Source organism: Variovorax sp. GW821-FHT10D07, assembly GCF_059415325.1.
Map to the genome: position 1 here is coordinate 77,873 of NZ_JBWKMZ010000001.1, position 12,711 is coordinate 90,583.

At 68.7% G+C, this 12,711-nt stretch carries 12 protein-coding genes; 10 read left to right on the forward strand and 2 right to left on the reverse strand.

The genetic code is table 11. The features are described 5' to 3' along the window. Window positions 1–18: 18 nt before the first annotated feature. Entirely contained in the window at window positions 19–921 is a 903-nt protein-coding gene (locus AC07PU_RS00335; protein ID WP_495314242.1) for a LysR family transcriptional regulator, read from the reverse strand. A gap of 108 nt (window positions 922–1,029) precedes the next feature. On the opposite strand from AC07PU_RS00335, the gene AC07PU_RS00340 reads away from it, so the two are divergent. Then, the gene (locus AC07PU_RS00340; protein ID WP_495314244.1) at window positions 1,030–1,908 is read left to right on the forward strand and encodes an aldo/keto reductase family oxidoreductase; all 879 of its coding nucleotides are present in this window, start codon (window positions 1,030–1,032) and stop codon (window positions 1,906–1,908) included. A 9-nt stretch (window positions 1,909–1,917) separates the two neighbouring features. Here the strand turns inward: AC07PU_RS00340 and AC07PU_RS00345 are convergent, their stop codons facing one another. Further along, complete coding sequence (locus AC07PU_RS00345; RefSeq protein WP_395346928.1) at window positions 1,918–2,829, reverse strand: LysR family transcriptional regulator; 912 nt, start codon at window positions 2,827–2,829, stop codon at window positions 1,918–1,920. Between the two features lie 152 nt (window positions 2,830–2,981). Here AC07PU_RS00345 and AC07PU_RS00350 point away from each other — a divergent pair, with 152 nt between their 5' ends. The 9 genes from AC07PU_RS00350 to AC07PU_RS00390 all read left to right on the forward strand — a co-directional run bounded on the left by AC07PU_RS00350 (window position 2,982) and on the right by AC07PU_RS00390 (window position 12,685). Beyond that, window positions 2,982–3,959 (forward strand): Bug family tripartite tricarboxylate transporter substrate binding protein, encoded by a 978-nt coding sequence (locus tag AC07PU_RS00350; RefSeq protein WP_495314247.1) that lies wholly within the window; start codon window positions 2,982–2,984, stop codon window positions 3,957–3,959. A 41-nt stretch (window positions 3,960–4,000) separates the two neighbouring features. Continuing rightward, window positions 4,001–5,179: an enolase C-terminal domain-like protein gene (locus tag AC07PU_RS00355; RefSeq protein WP_495314249.1), complete on the forward strand. Its 1,179-nt coding sequence runs from the start codon at window positions 4,001–4,003 to the stop codon at window positions 5,177–5,179. A gap of 25 nt (window positions 5,180–5,204) precedes the next feature. Then, entirely contained in the window at window positions 5,205–6,062 is an 858-nt protein-coding gene (locus AC07PU_RS00360; RefSeq protein ID WP_495314251.1) for a fumarylacetoacetate hydrolase family protein, read from the forward strand. Next, window positions 6,059–6,376 (forward strand): NIPSNAP family protein, encoded by a 318-nt coding sequence (locus tag AC07PU_RS00365; protein ID WP_495314253.1) that lies wholly within the window; start codon window positions 6,059–6,061, stop codon window positions 6,374–6,376. The genes AC07PU_RS00360 and AC07PU_RS00365 overlap by 4 nt, the downstream gene beginning before the upstream one ends. Before the next feature lie 61 nt (window positions 6,377–6,437). After that, on the forward strand, window positions 6,438–7,400 hold the full coding sequence (locus AC07PU_RS00370; RefSeq protein ID WP_495314255.1) for a Bug family tripartite tricarboxylate transporter substrate binding protein: 963 nt from the start codon (window positions 6,438–6,440) through the stop codon (window positions 7,398–7,400). Window positions 7,401–7,421: 21 nt separating this feature from the next. After that, complete coding sequence (locus tag AC07PU_RS00375; RefSeq protein ID WP_495314257.1) at window positions 7,422–9,218, forward strand: CocE/NonD family hydrolase; 1,797 nt, start codon at window positions 7,422–7,424, stop codon at window positions 9,216–9,218. Window positions 9,219–9,249: 31 nt separating this feature from the next. After that, the gene (locus tag AC07PU_RS00380) at window positions 9,250–10,068 is read left to right on the forward strand and encodes a helix-turn-helix transcriptional regulator (protein ID WP_495314259.1); all 819 of its coding nucleotides are present in this window, start codon (window positions 9,250–9,252) and stop codon (window positions 10,066–10,068) included. Between the two features lie 83 nt (window positions 10,069–10,151). Then, window positions 10,152–11,321, forward strand: a complete 1,170-nt coding sequence (locus AC07PU_RS00385; RefSeq protein WP_495314261.1) for an acyl-CoA dehydrogenase family protein — start codon at window positions 10,152–10,154, stop codon at window positions 11,319–11,321. An 11-nt stretch (window positions 11,322–11,332) separates the two neighbouring features. Beyond that, the gene (locus tag AC07PU_RS00390; RefSeq protein ID WP_495314263.1) at window positions 11,333–12,685 is read left to right on the forward strand and encodes an MFS transporter; all 1,353 of its coding nucleotides are present in this window, start codon (window positions 11,333–11,335) and stop codon (window positions 12,683–12,685) included. Window positions 12,686–12,711 lie beyond the last annotated feature (26 nt).

Sequence of the window (12,711 nt, forward strand, 5' to 3'; positions counted from 1 at the left end):
CGACGCTGAAGCGCGGTCTCAGCCGCGCCGCGACTGCACGAAATCCACGAAGGCGCGCAGCGGCGCCGGCAGCCGCTCACGGCCCTGGTAGTAGAGAAAGGGCCCGGTGAAGGGCTGCCACCAGTCCTCGAGCACCGGCACCAGCGCGCCGCTCGCCAGTTGCGGCTGCAGCCATTCCTCGAACAGGTGGATCACGCCGATGCCGGCCACCGCCGTGTCGACCGCGAGCTCGACGCCACCGCCCAGGCGCACGATCAACGGCCCGTCGACGTCCACCGTCACCACCTCGCCCTCGCGCTCGAATTCCCAGCCCGCCATCGCGCCGCTCGCGAAGCGCCCGCGCAGGCAAGCGTGCTGCAGCAGGTCGCGCGGATGCACGGGGCGGCCGTGCGCCGCGAGGTAGGCCGGCGAGGCCGCGGTCGCCATGCGCTGGCGGCGCGGGCCGATCGGGATCGCGATCACGTCCTGCTCGAGCCGTTCCTCGTAGCGGATGCCGGCATCGCAGCCCGCGGCCAGCACGTCGACGAAGCTCTCCTCGACCACCACCTCGAGCAGGATCTCGGGATAGGCCGCGAGAAAGGGCGGCACGATCGCCGGCAGCACCAGCCGCGACGCGCTCGCCGGCACGTTAAGTCGCAAGGTGCCCGCGGGCTTGTCGCGAAAGCCGTTGACCACGTCGAGCGCGGCCTCGACCTCGCCGAGCGCCGGCCCGAGCCGGTCGAGCAGCCGCGCGCCGGCCTCGGTGGGCACCACGCTGCGGGTGCTGCGATGCAGGAGGCGCACGCCCAGCCGCGTTTCGAGCCGGCGCACCGCCGCGCTGAGGCTGGAGGCGCTGACGCTCTGCAGCCGCGCCGCCTCGCGAAAGCCGCCCGCGCGCGCCACCGCCACGAAGACCGCCAGATCGCCGAGCTGTTCCGTCATCGCCTGTCTTTCGATTGTTCGTTTTTCCGCACGACCCGTGCGCATTGAGCCGGCTTATCGTACGCCGCCGCGGTGCCTACATTCAGCTTCAACCTGAAAGGAAAGCCCATGAACCCGCTCGACACCATCTCCACCTTCCGCCTCGGCGACCGCGAGGTGAAGCGCCTCGGCTACGGCGCCATGCAACTCGCCGGCCCCGGCGTCTACGGCCCGCCGAAGGACCGTGCCGCCGCCGTCGCGGTGCTGCGCGCCGCGATCGAGGCCGGCGTGGACCACATCGACACCAGCGATTTCTACGGCCCGCACGTCACCAACCAGATCATCCGCGAGGCGCTGCACCCGTACCGCGACGGCCTGACCATCGTCACCAAGGTGGGTGCCACGCGCGGGTCCGACGCCTCGTGGAACCTCGCGGCCTCGCCGGCCGACCTGCGCCAGGCGGTGCACGACAACCTGCGCAACCTCGGCCTCGACGTGCTCGATGTCGTCAACATGCGCAGCATGCTGGGCGTGCACGGGCCGGCCGAAGGTTCGCTCGAGGCGCCTTTGACCGCGCTCGCCGAGCTGCGCCAGCAGGGCCTGATCCGCCACATCGGCCTGAGCAACGTGACCGCGAAACAGGTCGACGACGGCCAGCGCATCGTGCCGATCGTCGGCGTGCAGAACATGTACAACCTCGCGAACCGCGCCGACGACGCGCTGATCGAGAAGCTGGCGCGCGAGGGCATTGCCTACGTGCCGTTCTTTCCGCTGGGGGGCTTCACGCCGCTGCAGTCGGGGGTGCTGTCGGAGGTGGCCAGCGAACTGGGTGCGACGCCGATGCAGGTGGCGCTGGCCTGGCTGCTGCAGCGCTCGCCGAACCTGCTGCTGATTCCGGGGACTTCGTCGCTGGGGCATCTGCGGGAGAACCTGGCGGCGGCTGGGCTGGAGTTGCCGGCGGAGGCGGTGGCGCGGCTCGACACGATCGGTGTCGGGTCCGGACACTGAAGCACGGCTTCAGGGCGGCAGGAAGAGCCCTTCGCCGACGCACAGCGCCATCTGCTCCTCGACGGCGCTGCGAAAGACCTTCGCGGCCAGGCTGACGGGTCGCCCCTTGGCCACCGCGAGCATGCGGGCCACCGAGAAGCCGCGCACCGGCACCGCCACGAGGCCTTGCCAGATGCTGGAGGTGCGCACCACCGATTTCGGCAGCACGGCGAAGCCGAGGTCCGCCCGCGTGAGTTGCGCGGCCCCTTCGTTGCCGTCGATCTGGATGACCGGCTGCATCACCCCGTGCTCCGTCTCGAGGCTGTGCCGCAGGCCGAGGGAGATGATGATCGGCAGCTTGCGCAGTTCGCGCGCATGCACGCTCGGGCGCGCGGCCAGCTTCGAACCCGGAAGACAGAAGACAGCGATTTCCTGCCGCGCGAGCGGCGTGAAATGGATGTGCTCCTGATTGCCGGGATTCGACACGATGGCGAGCTCGATGGTGCCGGCGGTCAGCCGGTGCAGCGCGTCGTCGGTGGGGCTTTCCGTCAGCTCCAGCCGGACCTGCGGAAAGCGCTGGCGGAAGTCCAGCGCGAGGCGGCCGTGGATCGCCTGCCCGACCGTGGGCGCCGACGACATCCGCACCGTGCCTCGCACGTCGCGATGAAAGCCGCGCATGCCGCGGTTGAAGTTGGAGACGTCCAGGGTCGTGCTCTCCACCTCGCGCAGGATGAAGCGCGCGCGTTCCAGGAACATGAGGCCGCTGTCGGTCAGTTGCACCCCCGCGATGCTCCGGTGGAAGAGGGGGCCGCCGAGGTCTTCCTCGAGCAGGCGCATCTGCCGACTGATCGCGGACTGCGCCACGTGCAGCACCGCGGCGGCGGCACTGATGCTTCCCTTCTCCGCCACCGTCAGGAAGTAGCGCACCTGCCGCAGATCCATGGTTCGTCTCCAAAGCTAGTCCAGCTAAATTTTAGATGGATGGCAGCTGAAATCTCTTCTTTTGCGTTGGTATCAACCCCTCCAGAATTGCGCCTGCCGGACGGGGCGCGATCGCAGGGCACGCCGGCCAGACAAGAAAGATGGAGACAAGGATGATCAAGACCGCGTTGCGTTGCGCAGCCATGGCGCTGTCCGCGCTGGCGCTGGGCGCCCCGGCCCACGCCGACTATCCCGAGAAGCCCGTGCGCATCGTCGTGCCGTTCGCGGCCGGCGCGGGCGCGGACATGGCCTCGCGCTTCATGGCGGGCAAGCTCGCGCAGCGCTGGGGCCAGGGCACCGTGGTCGACAACCAGGTCGGCGCCAACAGCATCATCGGCGCGCAGCAGGTCGCCCGCGCACCGGCCGACGGCTACACGCTGCTGGTGCCCAACGACACCACGCTGGCGGCGAACCCGGCGCTGTATGCCAGGCTGCCCTACGACCCCCTCAAGGATTTCGCGCCGATCGCGCTGATCGGCGAAACCCCCTTCGTGCTGGTCGCGTCGCCCAGCCTGAAGGTGCATTCGGTCAAGGAGCTGGTGGATGCCGCCAAGGCCAGGCCCGGTGAAATCAACTTCAGTTCCAGCGGCGTCGCCAGCGCCCAGCATCTTCCGATGGAGATCCTGATGCGCAGCGCGGACATCCGGATGCTGCACGTGCCCTACAAGGGCGCGGCGGAAGCCGCCACGGCGGTCGTGGGCGGCCAGGTGCAGGTGATGTTCGCCGGCGTCTCCGCCGTGCTGCCGTTCCTGCAGTCGGGCCGGCTCGTGCCGCTGGCCGTCGGCACCTCGGAAAGACTGGCCGTGCTGCCCAAGGTCCCGACCATGGCCGAGTCCGGCTTCCCGGGCTTTCGCTATGGCGCATGGCTGGGCTTCGTGGCGCCGGCCGCCACGCCCGCGGCCATCGTGCAGAAGATCAACGCCGATGTCGGCGAGGTGCTGCGCCAGCCCGAAGCGCGCGAGCGGCTGCTGGCCATGGGCTTCCTGCCCGCGGCACCGGCGAAGCCGGAAGCCTTCCGCAAGCACATCGACGAGGAGCTGGTGCGCTACGGCCAGTTCATCCGGGCGGCCGGCATCGAGCCGTCGCGCTGAGACCGCTCAACAAAGAAGTTCAGGACACACAAGAAAGCATCATGCGGATCATTGACCTCCAGGAAGCGGCCTTTCCGGTGCAGAGCACCATGCGCAACGCCGTGTTCTCCTTCGCGGAGATGACGACCTCGATCGTCGCGGTACGGCTGGACCCGGGGAGCGGCGCGGCGCCGGTCACCGGCTACGCGTTCAACTCCACCGGCCGCTACGCCTGCGGGCAGCCGATGCGCGAGCGCTTCTTCCCCCGGCTGCTGCGGGCCCGGCCCGAGTCGCTGCTCGACGGCGATGGCGTGCTCGATCCGGCCAGGGCCGTGACGGCGATGCTCGTCGGCGAGAAGCCGGGCGGCCATGCCGAACGCTCGATCGCCATCGGCACCATCGAGACCGCGCTGTGGGATGCCATCGGCAAGGCACAGGACCTGCCGACCGCGGAAGTGCTGGCGCGGCGCTATCGCGGCGGGACCATGCAGCGCAAGGTGTCCGTGTACGTGGGCGGAGGCTGGTACCGGCCGGGCGGCGTGCCGCAGGACGTGGCCGACGAGATCCGCGGCCACCAGGCCGCCGGCTACACCCACGTGAAGATCAAGGTGGGCGGTGCGTCGCTCGACGAGGACCTGCGCCGGATCGATTGCGCGCTGAGCGTGCTGCCCGACAGCAGCCACCTGGCGGTCGATGCCAACTGCAAGTTCCAGCGCGACGAGGCGCTCGTCTATGCGAAGGCATTGGCGCCGTACGACCTGCGCTGGTTCGAGGAGCCCTGCGATCCCAACGACTATGCGCTGATGGCCGAGCTGGCCTCGGTGTACGCGCCACCGCTCGCGGTCGGCGAGAACCTCTATGGCAGCCAGGAGGTGACCAACCTCGTGCGCCTCGGTGGCTGGCGCAGCGAGAAGGACCTGATCCAGGTCGACCCGCCGCAGTCCTATGGCCTGCATGCCTTCGCCAGCATGGCGCTGGCGCTCGAAGCGCAGGGCTGGGGGGCCGGCAGCCATTTCCCGCACGGCGGCAACCAGATGTCGCTGGCGCTGGTGGCCGGCCTGGGCCTCGGCGGTTGCGAGGCCTATCCCGGCGTGTTCGGCTCCTTCGGCGGCTTCGCCGACGACACGCGGGTCGAGGACGGCTTCGTGCATCCGCCGCAGCGGCCTGGCATCGGCTTCGAGGGCCACGGCGCGCTGCACGCGCTGATGAGCTCGGTCGGCGCCGGGCTGAAAACCTCCTGATCGATCTCCTTCCTCTCGCAAGCCCATGAACTTCGTCACCTTCCATACCGACTCCGATCCGACGCCCCGCCTGGGCGCGGTCGTCGATGGCGCCATCGTCACCCTGCCCGGTGACATGGTGGCCCTTTGCACCCGCGGCGCGGCCGGCTTCGCCGCCGCCGCGAAGGAGGCCGCTTCCGCGCCCGCCGCGGCCCGCATCCCGCTCGGCAGCGCGAGGCTGCTGCCCGTGGTGCCACGGCCCGGCAAGATCATCTGCCTGGGGCTCAACTACGCGGACCACGCGGCCGAAGGCGGCAACCAGCGGCCCGACTACCCCAGCTTCTTTTTGCGCGGCGCGTCCTCGCTCGTGGCGCACGGCGCGGCGATCCGGCAGCCGCGTGTTTCGAGCCAGCTCGACTTCGAGGCCGAGCTGGCCGTGGTGATCGGCAGGACCTCGCGCCACCTGAGCGAAGCCGACGCCCTCGAGGCCGTGGCCGGCTATGCCTGTTTCAACGATGCCACGTTGCGCGACTACCAGCGCAGGACGGCGCAGTGGACCATCGGCAAGAACTTCGATGCCACCGGCGCCCTGGGGCCCTGGCTGGTGCCCGCATCAGACCTGCCGCCCGGTGCCGCCGGCCTGAAGATCGAGTCGCGCCTGAACGGCACGGTCATGCAGAGCAGCAACACCGCACGGATGCTGTTCCCCGTCGCCGAAACGCTGTGCCTGCTCACCGAGGCGCTCACGCTCGAGGCGGGCGACGTGGTCGTGATGGGCACGCCCGCGGGCGTCGGCTATGCGCGCAAGCCACCCGTGTGGATGAAGGCAGGCGACACCATCGAGATCGAGATCGAAGGCATCGGGGTCCTGTCGAATCCCGTGGAGAACGAGGCGCAGCCATGATCTTCGAGCTCAGGACCTACACCGCCGAACCCGGCCGCGCCGCCGACTTCCTGAAGCTCTACGAGCGCATGGCGCTGCCGCTGCAGAACAAGTACCTGGGAGGCCTCGTCGGCTTCTACGTCAGCGAGATCGGCCCGCTGAACCAGATCGTGCATCTGTGGCGATTCGACAGCCTGGCCGACCGCGAGCAACGGCGCTCGGCCATGGAGGCCGATCCGGCCTGGCAGGAATACAGGGCCCGCTCGAAGGAGCTGGGCGCCTTGCGGCAGCAGGAGTCGCAGATCCTCAAACCGACCTCGTTCTCGCCCCGCTAGCGGCGCACCTGGCGCCGATGCGCGAAGCGGCACCTCGAAAAACAAATACGGAGACAAGGCAATGAGCAACATCAATCGCAGGACCCTCCTCAGTGCGGTACTCGGCAGCGCATTGCCGGCGATGGCCCAGCCGGCCAAGTCGGATGTGCTGCGGATCGTCGTGCCCTTTCCCGCGGGATCGGGCATGGATGTCACCGGACGGCTGCTGGCACACACCCTCGAAACCACGAGCGGCCGCAACGTCATCATCGACAACAAGCCCGGCGCGGGCGCGGTGATCGGATCGCTGGACGTGTCGCGGTCCAAGCCGGACGGCAACACGGTGCTGCTGAACTCCGCGGGCCACACGACCAACGCGGTGCTCTACAAGAGCCTGCCCTTCGATTCGAAGTCGGACTTCACGCCCATCACGCGGCTGGCCACCTACTACGGATGGGCCCTGCTGGTCGGAGCGAACTCCCGCTTCAAGACCCTGCAGCAGTTCATCGATGCCGCGAAGGCTTCGCCGGGCAAGCTCACGATCGCGAACTCGGGCCTGGGCAATCCCACCCACATCATGGCCTCGCTGTTCTGCAGGAACGCCGGGGTGGACCTGGTCCATGTCCCTTACAAGGGCGCGCCGAGCAACGACTTGGTATCGGGCGTCGTCGATTGCACCTTCCTCGCGCCGGTCTCCGCGCAGGGCTGGATCCAGGGCAAGCAGATGCGGGCGCTCGGCCTCTCGGGCAACGTGCGCTCGCCGATCGTTCCCGACGCGCCGACCTTTGCCGAACTCGGGCTGGACGTGCCCGACATCCCCGCCTGGTCGGGCATCTGGGGGCCGAAGAACATGAGCGAAGCCGCGGCCAATTCGCTCCACGCCATGTTCGCGAAGCTCGGCCAGGACCCCAAGTACCGGCAGTACATCCAGGACGGCGGCGGCGTGCTCGAGGCCATGGCGCCGCGCGATTTCAAGGCCTATGTCGATTCTGAGATCGACCGCTTCGCCAGGATCCTGCCGCCGCTGGGCATCCAGATCAGTTGAGTTTCAGAAGGAAAGATCACCATGAACCAAACGAACCCGAACCAGGGCCGCGCCGACGGCGCGCTCTCCAACGACATGCCCGAGGCCGTCCATGCCGACGGCATGCGCATCCTCTGGGACGTGCCGATTCCGATGAGCGACGGCGTCGTGCTGCGCGCCGACGTCTTTCTCCCGCCGGAACCCGGCCGCCATGCGGCACTGCTCTCCTACGGCGCCTATGGCAAGGGCGTGCCCATGCAGGTGGGCTACAAGAGCGCCTACGACCGCATGGTGCGCGACTTCCCCGACATCGCCGAAGGCTCGTCGAACAAGTACATGAACTGGGAAGTCATCGATCCCGAGAAGTGGGTGCCCGACGGCTTCGTCTGCATCCGCGTCGACAGCCGCGGAGCGGGCCGCTCGCCGGGCGTGCTCGACCCGACCTCGGAGCAGGAGACGAAAGACATCTACGAATGCATCGAGTGGGTGGCGACGCAGCCGTGGAGCAACGGCAAGATCGGGATGAACGGCATCTCCTACTACGCGAGCAACCAGTGGTACGTGGCCGCGCTGCGGCCTCCGCACCTCGCCGCCATCTGCGTATGGGAAGGCTTCGTCGACCGCTATCGCGACGCGGCCCGGCACGGCGGCATCTACTCGCAGTTCGGCGAAGGCTGGTATGAGCGCCAGGTGCTGCGCATCCAGCACGGCTATGGCGAGCGCGGCGCGCGCAATCCGAACAACGGCGAGCTGGTCTGCGGCCCGCAAACCCTGTCGGACGAGGAACTGGCGGCCAACCGTGCGCCGAAGATGTCCAACGAGTCGCTGAACCGCCCGCTCGACGACGAGTTCTATTCCTCGCGCAAGCCCGACGTGAGCCGCATCCAGGTGCCCCTGCTGTCGGCCGCGAACTGGGGCGGCATGGGCGTGCATCCGCGCGGCAATTTCGAGGGCTATCTGGACGCGGGCTCGAGCCAGAAATGGCTGGAGGTGCACGGCAACAGCCACTTCAGTCCCTTCTACCGCGCCGAGGGCGTTGAATTGCAGAAGCGCTTTCTCGGCCACTTCCTGCAAGGCAAGGACACGGGCTGGGACCGCCAGCCGCCGGTGCAGCTGCAGATCCGCCGGCCGGGCGAGCACTTCACGATCCGCGACGAGCAGGAATGGCCGCTGGCCCGCACGCAGTGGACGAAGTACTACCTCGAGCCCGCCACCCGCACCCTGGGCACCACGCCGGCCGCCGGCGCCAGCATCGCCTACCAGGCGATGAGCGAAGGGCTCGTGTTCAAGCTCCCGCCGGCCAGGGAAGAGATCGAGATCACCGGCCCGATCGCGGCGCGGCTCGTGGTGTCTTCCAGGACGGCGGATGCCGATCTCTTCCTGGCGCTGCGGCTCTACGCGCCGGACGGCAAGGAGGTGTTGTTCGTCGGCTCCAACGATCCGCGCGTGCCGATCGCGCTGGGATGGCTGCGCGCCTCGCACCGCAAGCTGGACACGGCGAAGTCGCTTCCCTACCGCCCGTACCACACGCACGACGAGCTGCAGCCGCTCGTGCCGGGCGAGCCGGTCGTGCTCGACATCGAGATCCTGCCGACCTCCATCGTGATTCCGCCCGGCTACACGCTGGCCCTCAACATCCGGGGCTGCGACTACGACCACGGACTCGGCGACGCAGGCTTCTCGGACCAGCCCTATCCGATGACGGGCGTCGGCCCGTTCCGCCACGCGAATCCGCAGGACCGGCCGCCCGAGGTCTTCGGCGGCGAGAACACGCTGCACTTCGGCGAAGGCAACGAGCCCTTCATCCTGCTGCCCATCATTCCCGCCAACGGTGCTTGAGCCAGCGGGATCGCAAGAGCGGGGGCGCGGGATGAGCGATTACATCGACACGGGCGACGACGCCTTCGTTCCAAGGCGCTGCACCAGCGCCGACCGCGTCATGTGGATCACGAAGGACCGCCTCTTCTATGCCGGCCTTCTCGGTGCCCGAAGCCTGCACACGCAAGGGGCCCTCGTCGCATACGTCGCGATCGACGGCCGACTGCGCGTGCGGCTCGAAGGGGGCGAATGGCAATCGACCGAAGTCGCGATCGTCCAGCCCTACGTTCCCTACGAGATCGCCTGCGAGGGCCGCAACGTGCTCATCGTGCTGATCGAGCCCGAGACGGTCGACGCGAGCGCGCTGCCGCCGCTGCTGCGCCTGTGCGGCGCGGTGCATGCACCCGACTTCGCGGTGCATGTGCGCGAGGTCCATCGCCGGCTTGCTTCGCAAGGCGGCGCGCTCGACCTGCGCCCGTGCGATTTCGACCAGAGCTTCTTCGGCGCACCGTTGCCCGCGCGCGCGCTCGACCAACGCATCGCGAGCGTGCTGGAGCGCATCAAGGCCGATCCGACTGGTGCCGTCGCCTCCGACGAATGCGCTTCGCGCGTGAACCTGTCGATCTCGCGCTTCCGCCATCTGTTCAAGGAAGAGGTGGGCATTCCGTTTCGCAACGTGCGGGCCTGGAAACGGGCGCGCAGCCTGCTGCACCATGTGCACACGGACGCCAGCCTGGTCGACGTCGCGCTCGACATCGGCTATCCCGATTCGACGCACTTCAGCCACTCGATCCGCCAGGTCTACGGGCTCAAGCCCAGGGACATCATCGCGGGCTCGCGCAAGCTGCGCATCATCGCGCAGGCGCTCTAGTCATCGGCCTTCGACCCGACGTCGAACACGCCAGCCGCTGCGCGCAAGACGGCCATCTCGCACCGCAAGAAGATGGGGACACGATGATCGAAACACGTCCACTCCCTCACTACTTCAGCGCCGAGCATGAAGTCTTCCGATCGACGCTTCGCGAATTCGTCGACCGCGAGATCGTCCCTTTCGCGAACGACTGGGACGAGGCCGAGACCTTTCCTCGCGATCTCTATCGCAAGTTCGGTGCATTGGGTGCCCTCGGCATCGGCTACGACGAAGCGCTCGGCGGCACGGCGGCCGACATCTTCCACTACCTCGTCGCGATCGAGGAGGTGGCGCGCGCGGGCTGTGGCGGCGTGCAGGCCTCGCTGCTGTCGCACACCATCGGCCTGCCACCCGTGGCCGCGCATGGCAGCGAAGCGCTCAAGCGGCGCGTCGTGCCGCCCGTGCTCGCCGGCGAGAAGATTGCCGCGCTGGCGGTCACCGAGCCCGGCGGCGGGTCCGACGTCGCGTCGCTCAAATGCTCCGCGCGGCGAGACGGCGAGCACTATGTGCTGAACGGCGAGAAGACCTTCATCACCTCCGGCATGCGTGCCGACTTCATCACCGTCGCAGTGCGTACCGATGCGGGCTCGAAGGGCGCCGCGGGCGTGTCGGCCCTGCTGGTGGATGCGGATTCGCCCGGGCTCACCCGCACGCCGCTCAAGAAGATGGGCTGGTGGTGCTCCGACACCGCGCATCTGCATTTCGACGACGTGCGCGTGCCGGTCGGCCATCTCCTGGGCACCGAGCACCAGGGCTTCAAGGTCTTCATGACCAACTTCAACAGCGAGCGGCTGTCGATGTCGGCCGCCGCCTGTGCGTTCGCGCAGGCCTGTCTCGACGAGGCCCTGGCCTGGGCGCGCGACCGGGTGACCTTTGGGCAGCCGCTGTCGCAGCGGCAGGTCATTCGCCACAAGCTGGTGGACATGGCGTTGAAGATCGACGCCGCCCGCGCGCTGGTCTACGAGCTGGCGTGGCGGCTCGAGCACCGGCATGGCGATCCCGAGCAGCTCGTGGCGCGAACCTGCATGGCGAAGATCCTCTCGACGCAGGCCATGCAGTTCTGCGCCGACCAGGCGGTGCAGATCCTCGGCGGCATGGGCTACATGCGCGGCACCCGCTCCGAGCGCATCTATCGCGAAGCCAAGGTGATGATGATCGGCGGCGGCTCCGAGGAAATCCTCAAGGACCTGGCGGCCCGGCAGCTGGGCATCTGAAGCGCCGCGCCATGAATGACAAGACCGACCTCGGCGGCCTGCTGGACGCATCGCCCGTGCGGCGCGGCCACGTTCTCACCGTGGCGACGCTGTTCCTCGTGCTGCTGATCGATGGCTACGACCTGGCCGTGACCGGCCAGATGCTGCCCGCGATCGCATCGACGCTCGGCGTGCCGACCGCCAGCCTGACCGGGGCCTTCGCGCTGCAGCCCATGGGGCAGGCGATCGGTGGCCTGCTGCTGTCGCCGCTGGCCGATCACTTCGGCCGCAAGCGCATGCTGATCGCGCTGCTGGCACTGTTCTCGGTCGCCACGCTGCAGAGCGTGTTCGCCACTTCGGTCTTCGGGTTTGGCGCGACCCGCTTCATCGCCGGCATGCTGGGCGGTGGCCTGCTGCCCGCGGCCGCCAGCCTGGTGGCCGACATCTCGTCCGTCAAGCGCCGCTCGACCATGGTGGGCATCGTCTATGCCGGCGTGGCCATCGGCGCCGTTGGCGCCAGCGGGCTCGTGGCCCTCGCGCTCGACCGCATCGGCTGGCAGGGCATGTACCTGATCGGCGCGTTGGCGCCGCTGCTGATGATCCTGCCGATCGTGCTGTGGATGCCGGAGTCGCCGCTGCATCTGGCGCGCACCGGCGCACCGCCTACCGACATTCTCAAGGCGCTGCGCAAGCTGGGCATCCTGGTGGATGCCGGCACCAGGCTTCGCGGGCCGGCGCGGCGAACCGGCGCGCGCATCTCGATCATCGAGATCTTCGGCGACCGCCGAGCACTCTTCACCGCGGCGCTCTGGTTCTCCTGCATCTGCGGCCAGATTGCCGTGAACCTGTTCGGCATCGGCGCGGTCTTCTTCCATGAATTCGGGCGCGTGCCGGTCGCCAGCTTCGCGGCCTACGCGTCGATGGCCGGGCTGGCGTCCATCGTCGCAGGCCTGTCCACGGGCTTCGTGATCGACCGCTTCGGGCGCTATCCAGTGACCGCCGTGTATGCGCTGCTGGGCGCGCTGTCGCTCGCCGGGCTCGGCCTGTTTCCGTTCGGCACCGCTGGCTTCGTGGCCGTGATCGTCAGCGCCGGCTTCTTCGTCGTCGGCACCTACCAGTCGCTCAACATCATCACGCCCATCGTCTATCCGGCCGCGCTGCGCAGCGCCGCGGTCGGCTGGAAGGGGGCGGTCTCGCGCTTCGGCAGCAGTGCTGCGCCGCTGATCGCGGCAGCGCTGCTGGTGCAACAGATGGGCGTGAAGGTCGCCATGTGTGCCGCCGCGGCACCGTTGCTGATCGTGGTGCTGCTGGCGCCGGTGCTGGCCGTGTTGGAGCGGCGCATGCGATCGAACGGCGCCGCATCGTCGGCGCGGAGCACCGGATAGCACCCCGCGTGACCTGGCTCCGCGGA

Bases quoted from the DNA above. Each gene is read 5' to 3' on its own strand.
- AC07PU_RS00335 (WP_495314242.1), bottom strand. From the start codon at position 921: ATGACGGAACAGCTCGGCGATCTGGCGGTCTTCGTGGCGGTGGCGCGC.
- AC07PU_RS00340 (WP_495314244.1), top strand. From the start codon at position 1,030: ATGAACCCGCTCGACACCATCTCCACCTTCCGCCTCGGCGACCGCGAG.
- AC07PU_RS00345 (WP_395346928.1), bottom strand. From the start codon at position 2,829: ATGGATCTGCGGCAGGTGCGCTACTTCCTGACGGTGGCGGAGAAGGGA.
- AC07PU_RS00350 (WP_495314247.1), top strand. From the start codon at position 2,982: ATGATCAAGACCGCGTTGCGTTGCGCAGCCATGGCGCTGTCCGCGCTG.
- AC07PU_RS00355 (WP_495314249.1), top strand. From the start codon at position 4,001: ATGCGGATCATTGACCTCCAGGAAGCGGCCTTTCCGGTGCAGAGCACC.
- AC07PU_RS00360 (WP_495314251.1), top strand. From the start codon at position 5,205: ATGAACTTCGTCACCTTCCATACCGACTCCGATCCGACGCCCCGCCTG.
- AC07PU_RS00365 (WP_495314253.1), top strand. From the start codon at position 6,059: ATGATCTTCGAGCTCAGGACCTACACCGCCGAACCCGGCCGCGCCGCC.
- AC07PU_RS00370 (WP_495314255.1), top strand. From the start codon at position 6,438: ATGAGCAACATCAATCGCAGGACCCTCCTCAGTGCGGTACTCGGCAGC.
- AC07PU_RS00375 (WP_495314257.1), top strand. From the start codon at position 7,422: ATGAACCAAACGAACCCGAACCAGGGCCGCGCCGACGGCGCGCTCTCC.
- AC07PU_RS00380 (WP_495314259.1), top strand. From the start codon at position 9,250: ATGAGCGATTACATCGACACGGGCGACGACGCCTTCGTTCCAAGGCGC.
- AC07PU_RS00385 (WP_495314261.1), top strand. From the start codon at position 10,152: ATGATCGAAACACGTCCACTCCCTCACTACTTCAGCGCCGAGCATGAA.
- AC07PU_RS00390 (WP_495314263.1), top strand. From the start codon at position 11,333: ATGAATGACAAGACCGACCTCGGCGGCCTGCTGGACGCATCGCCCGTG.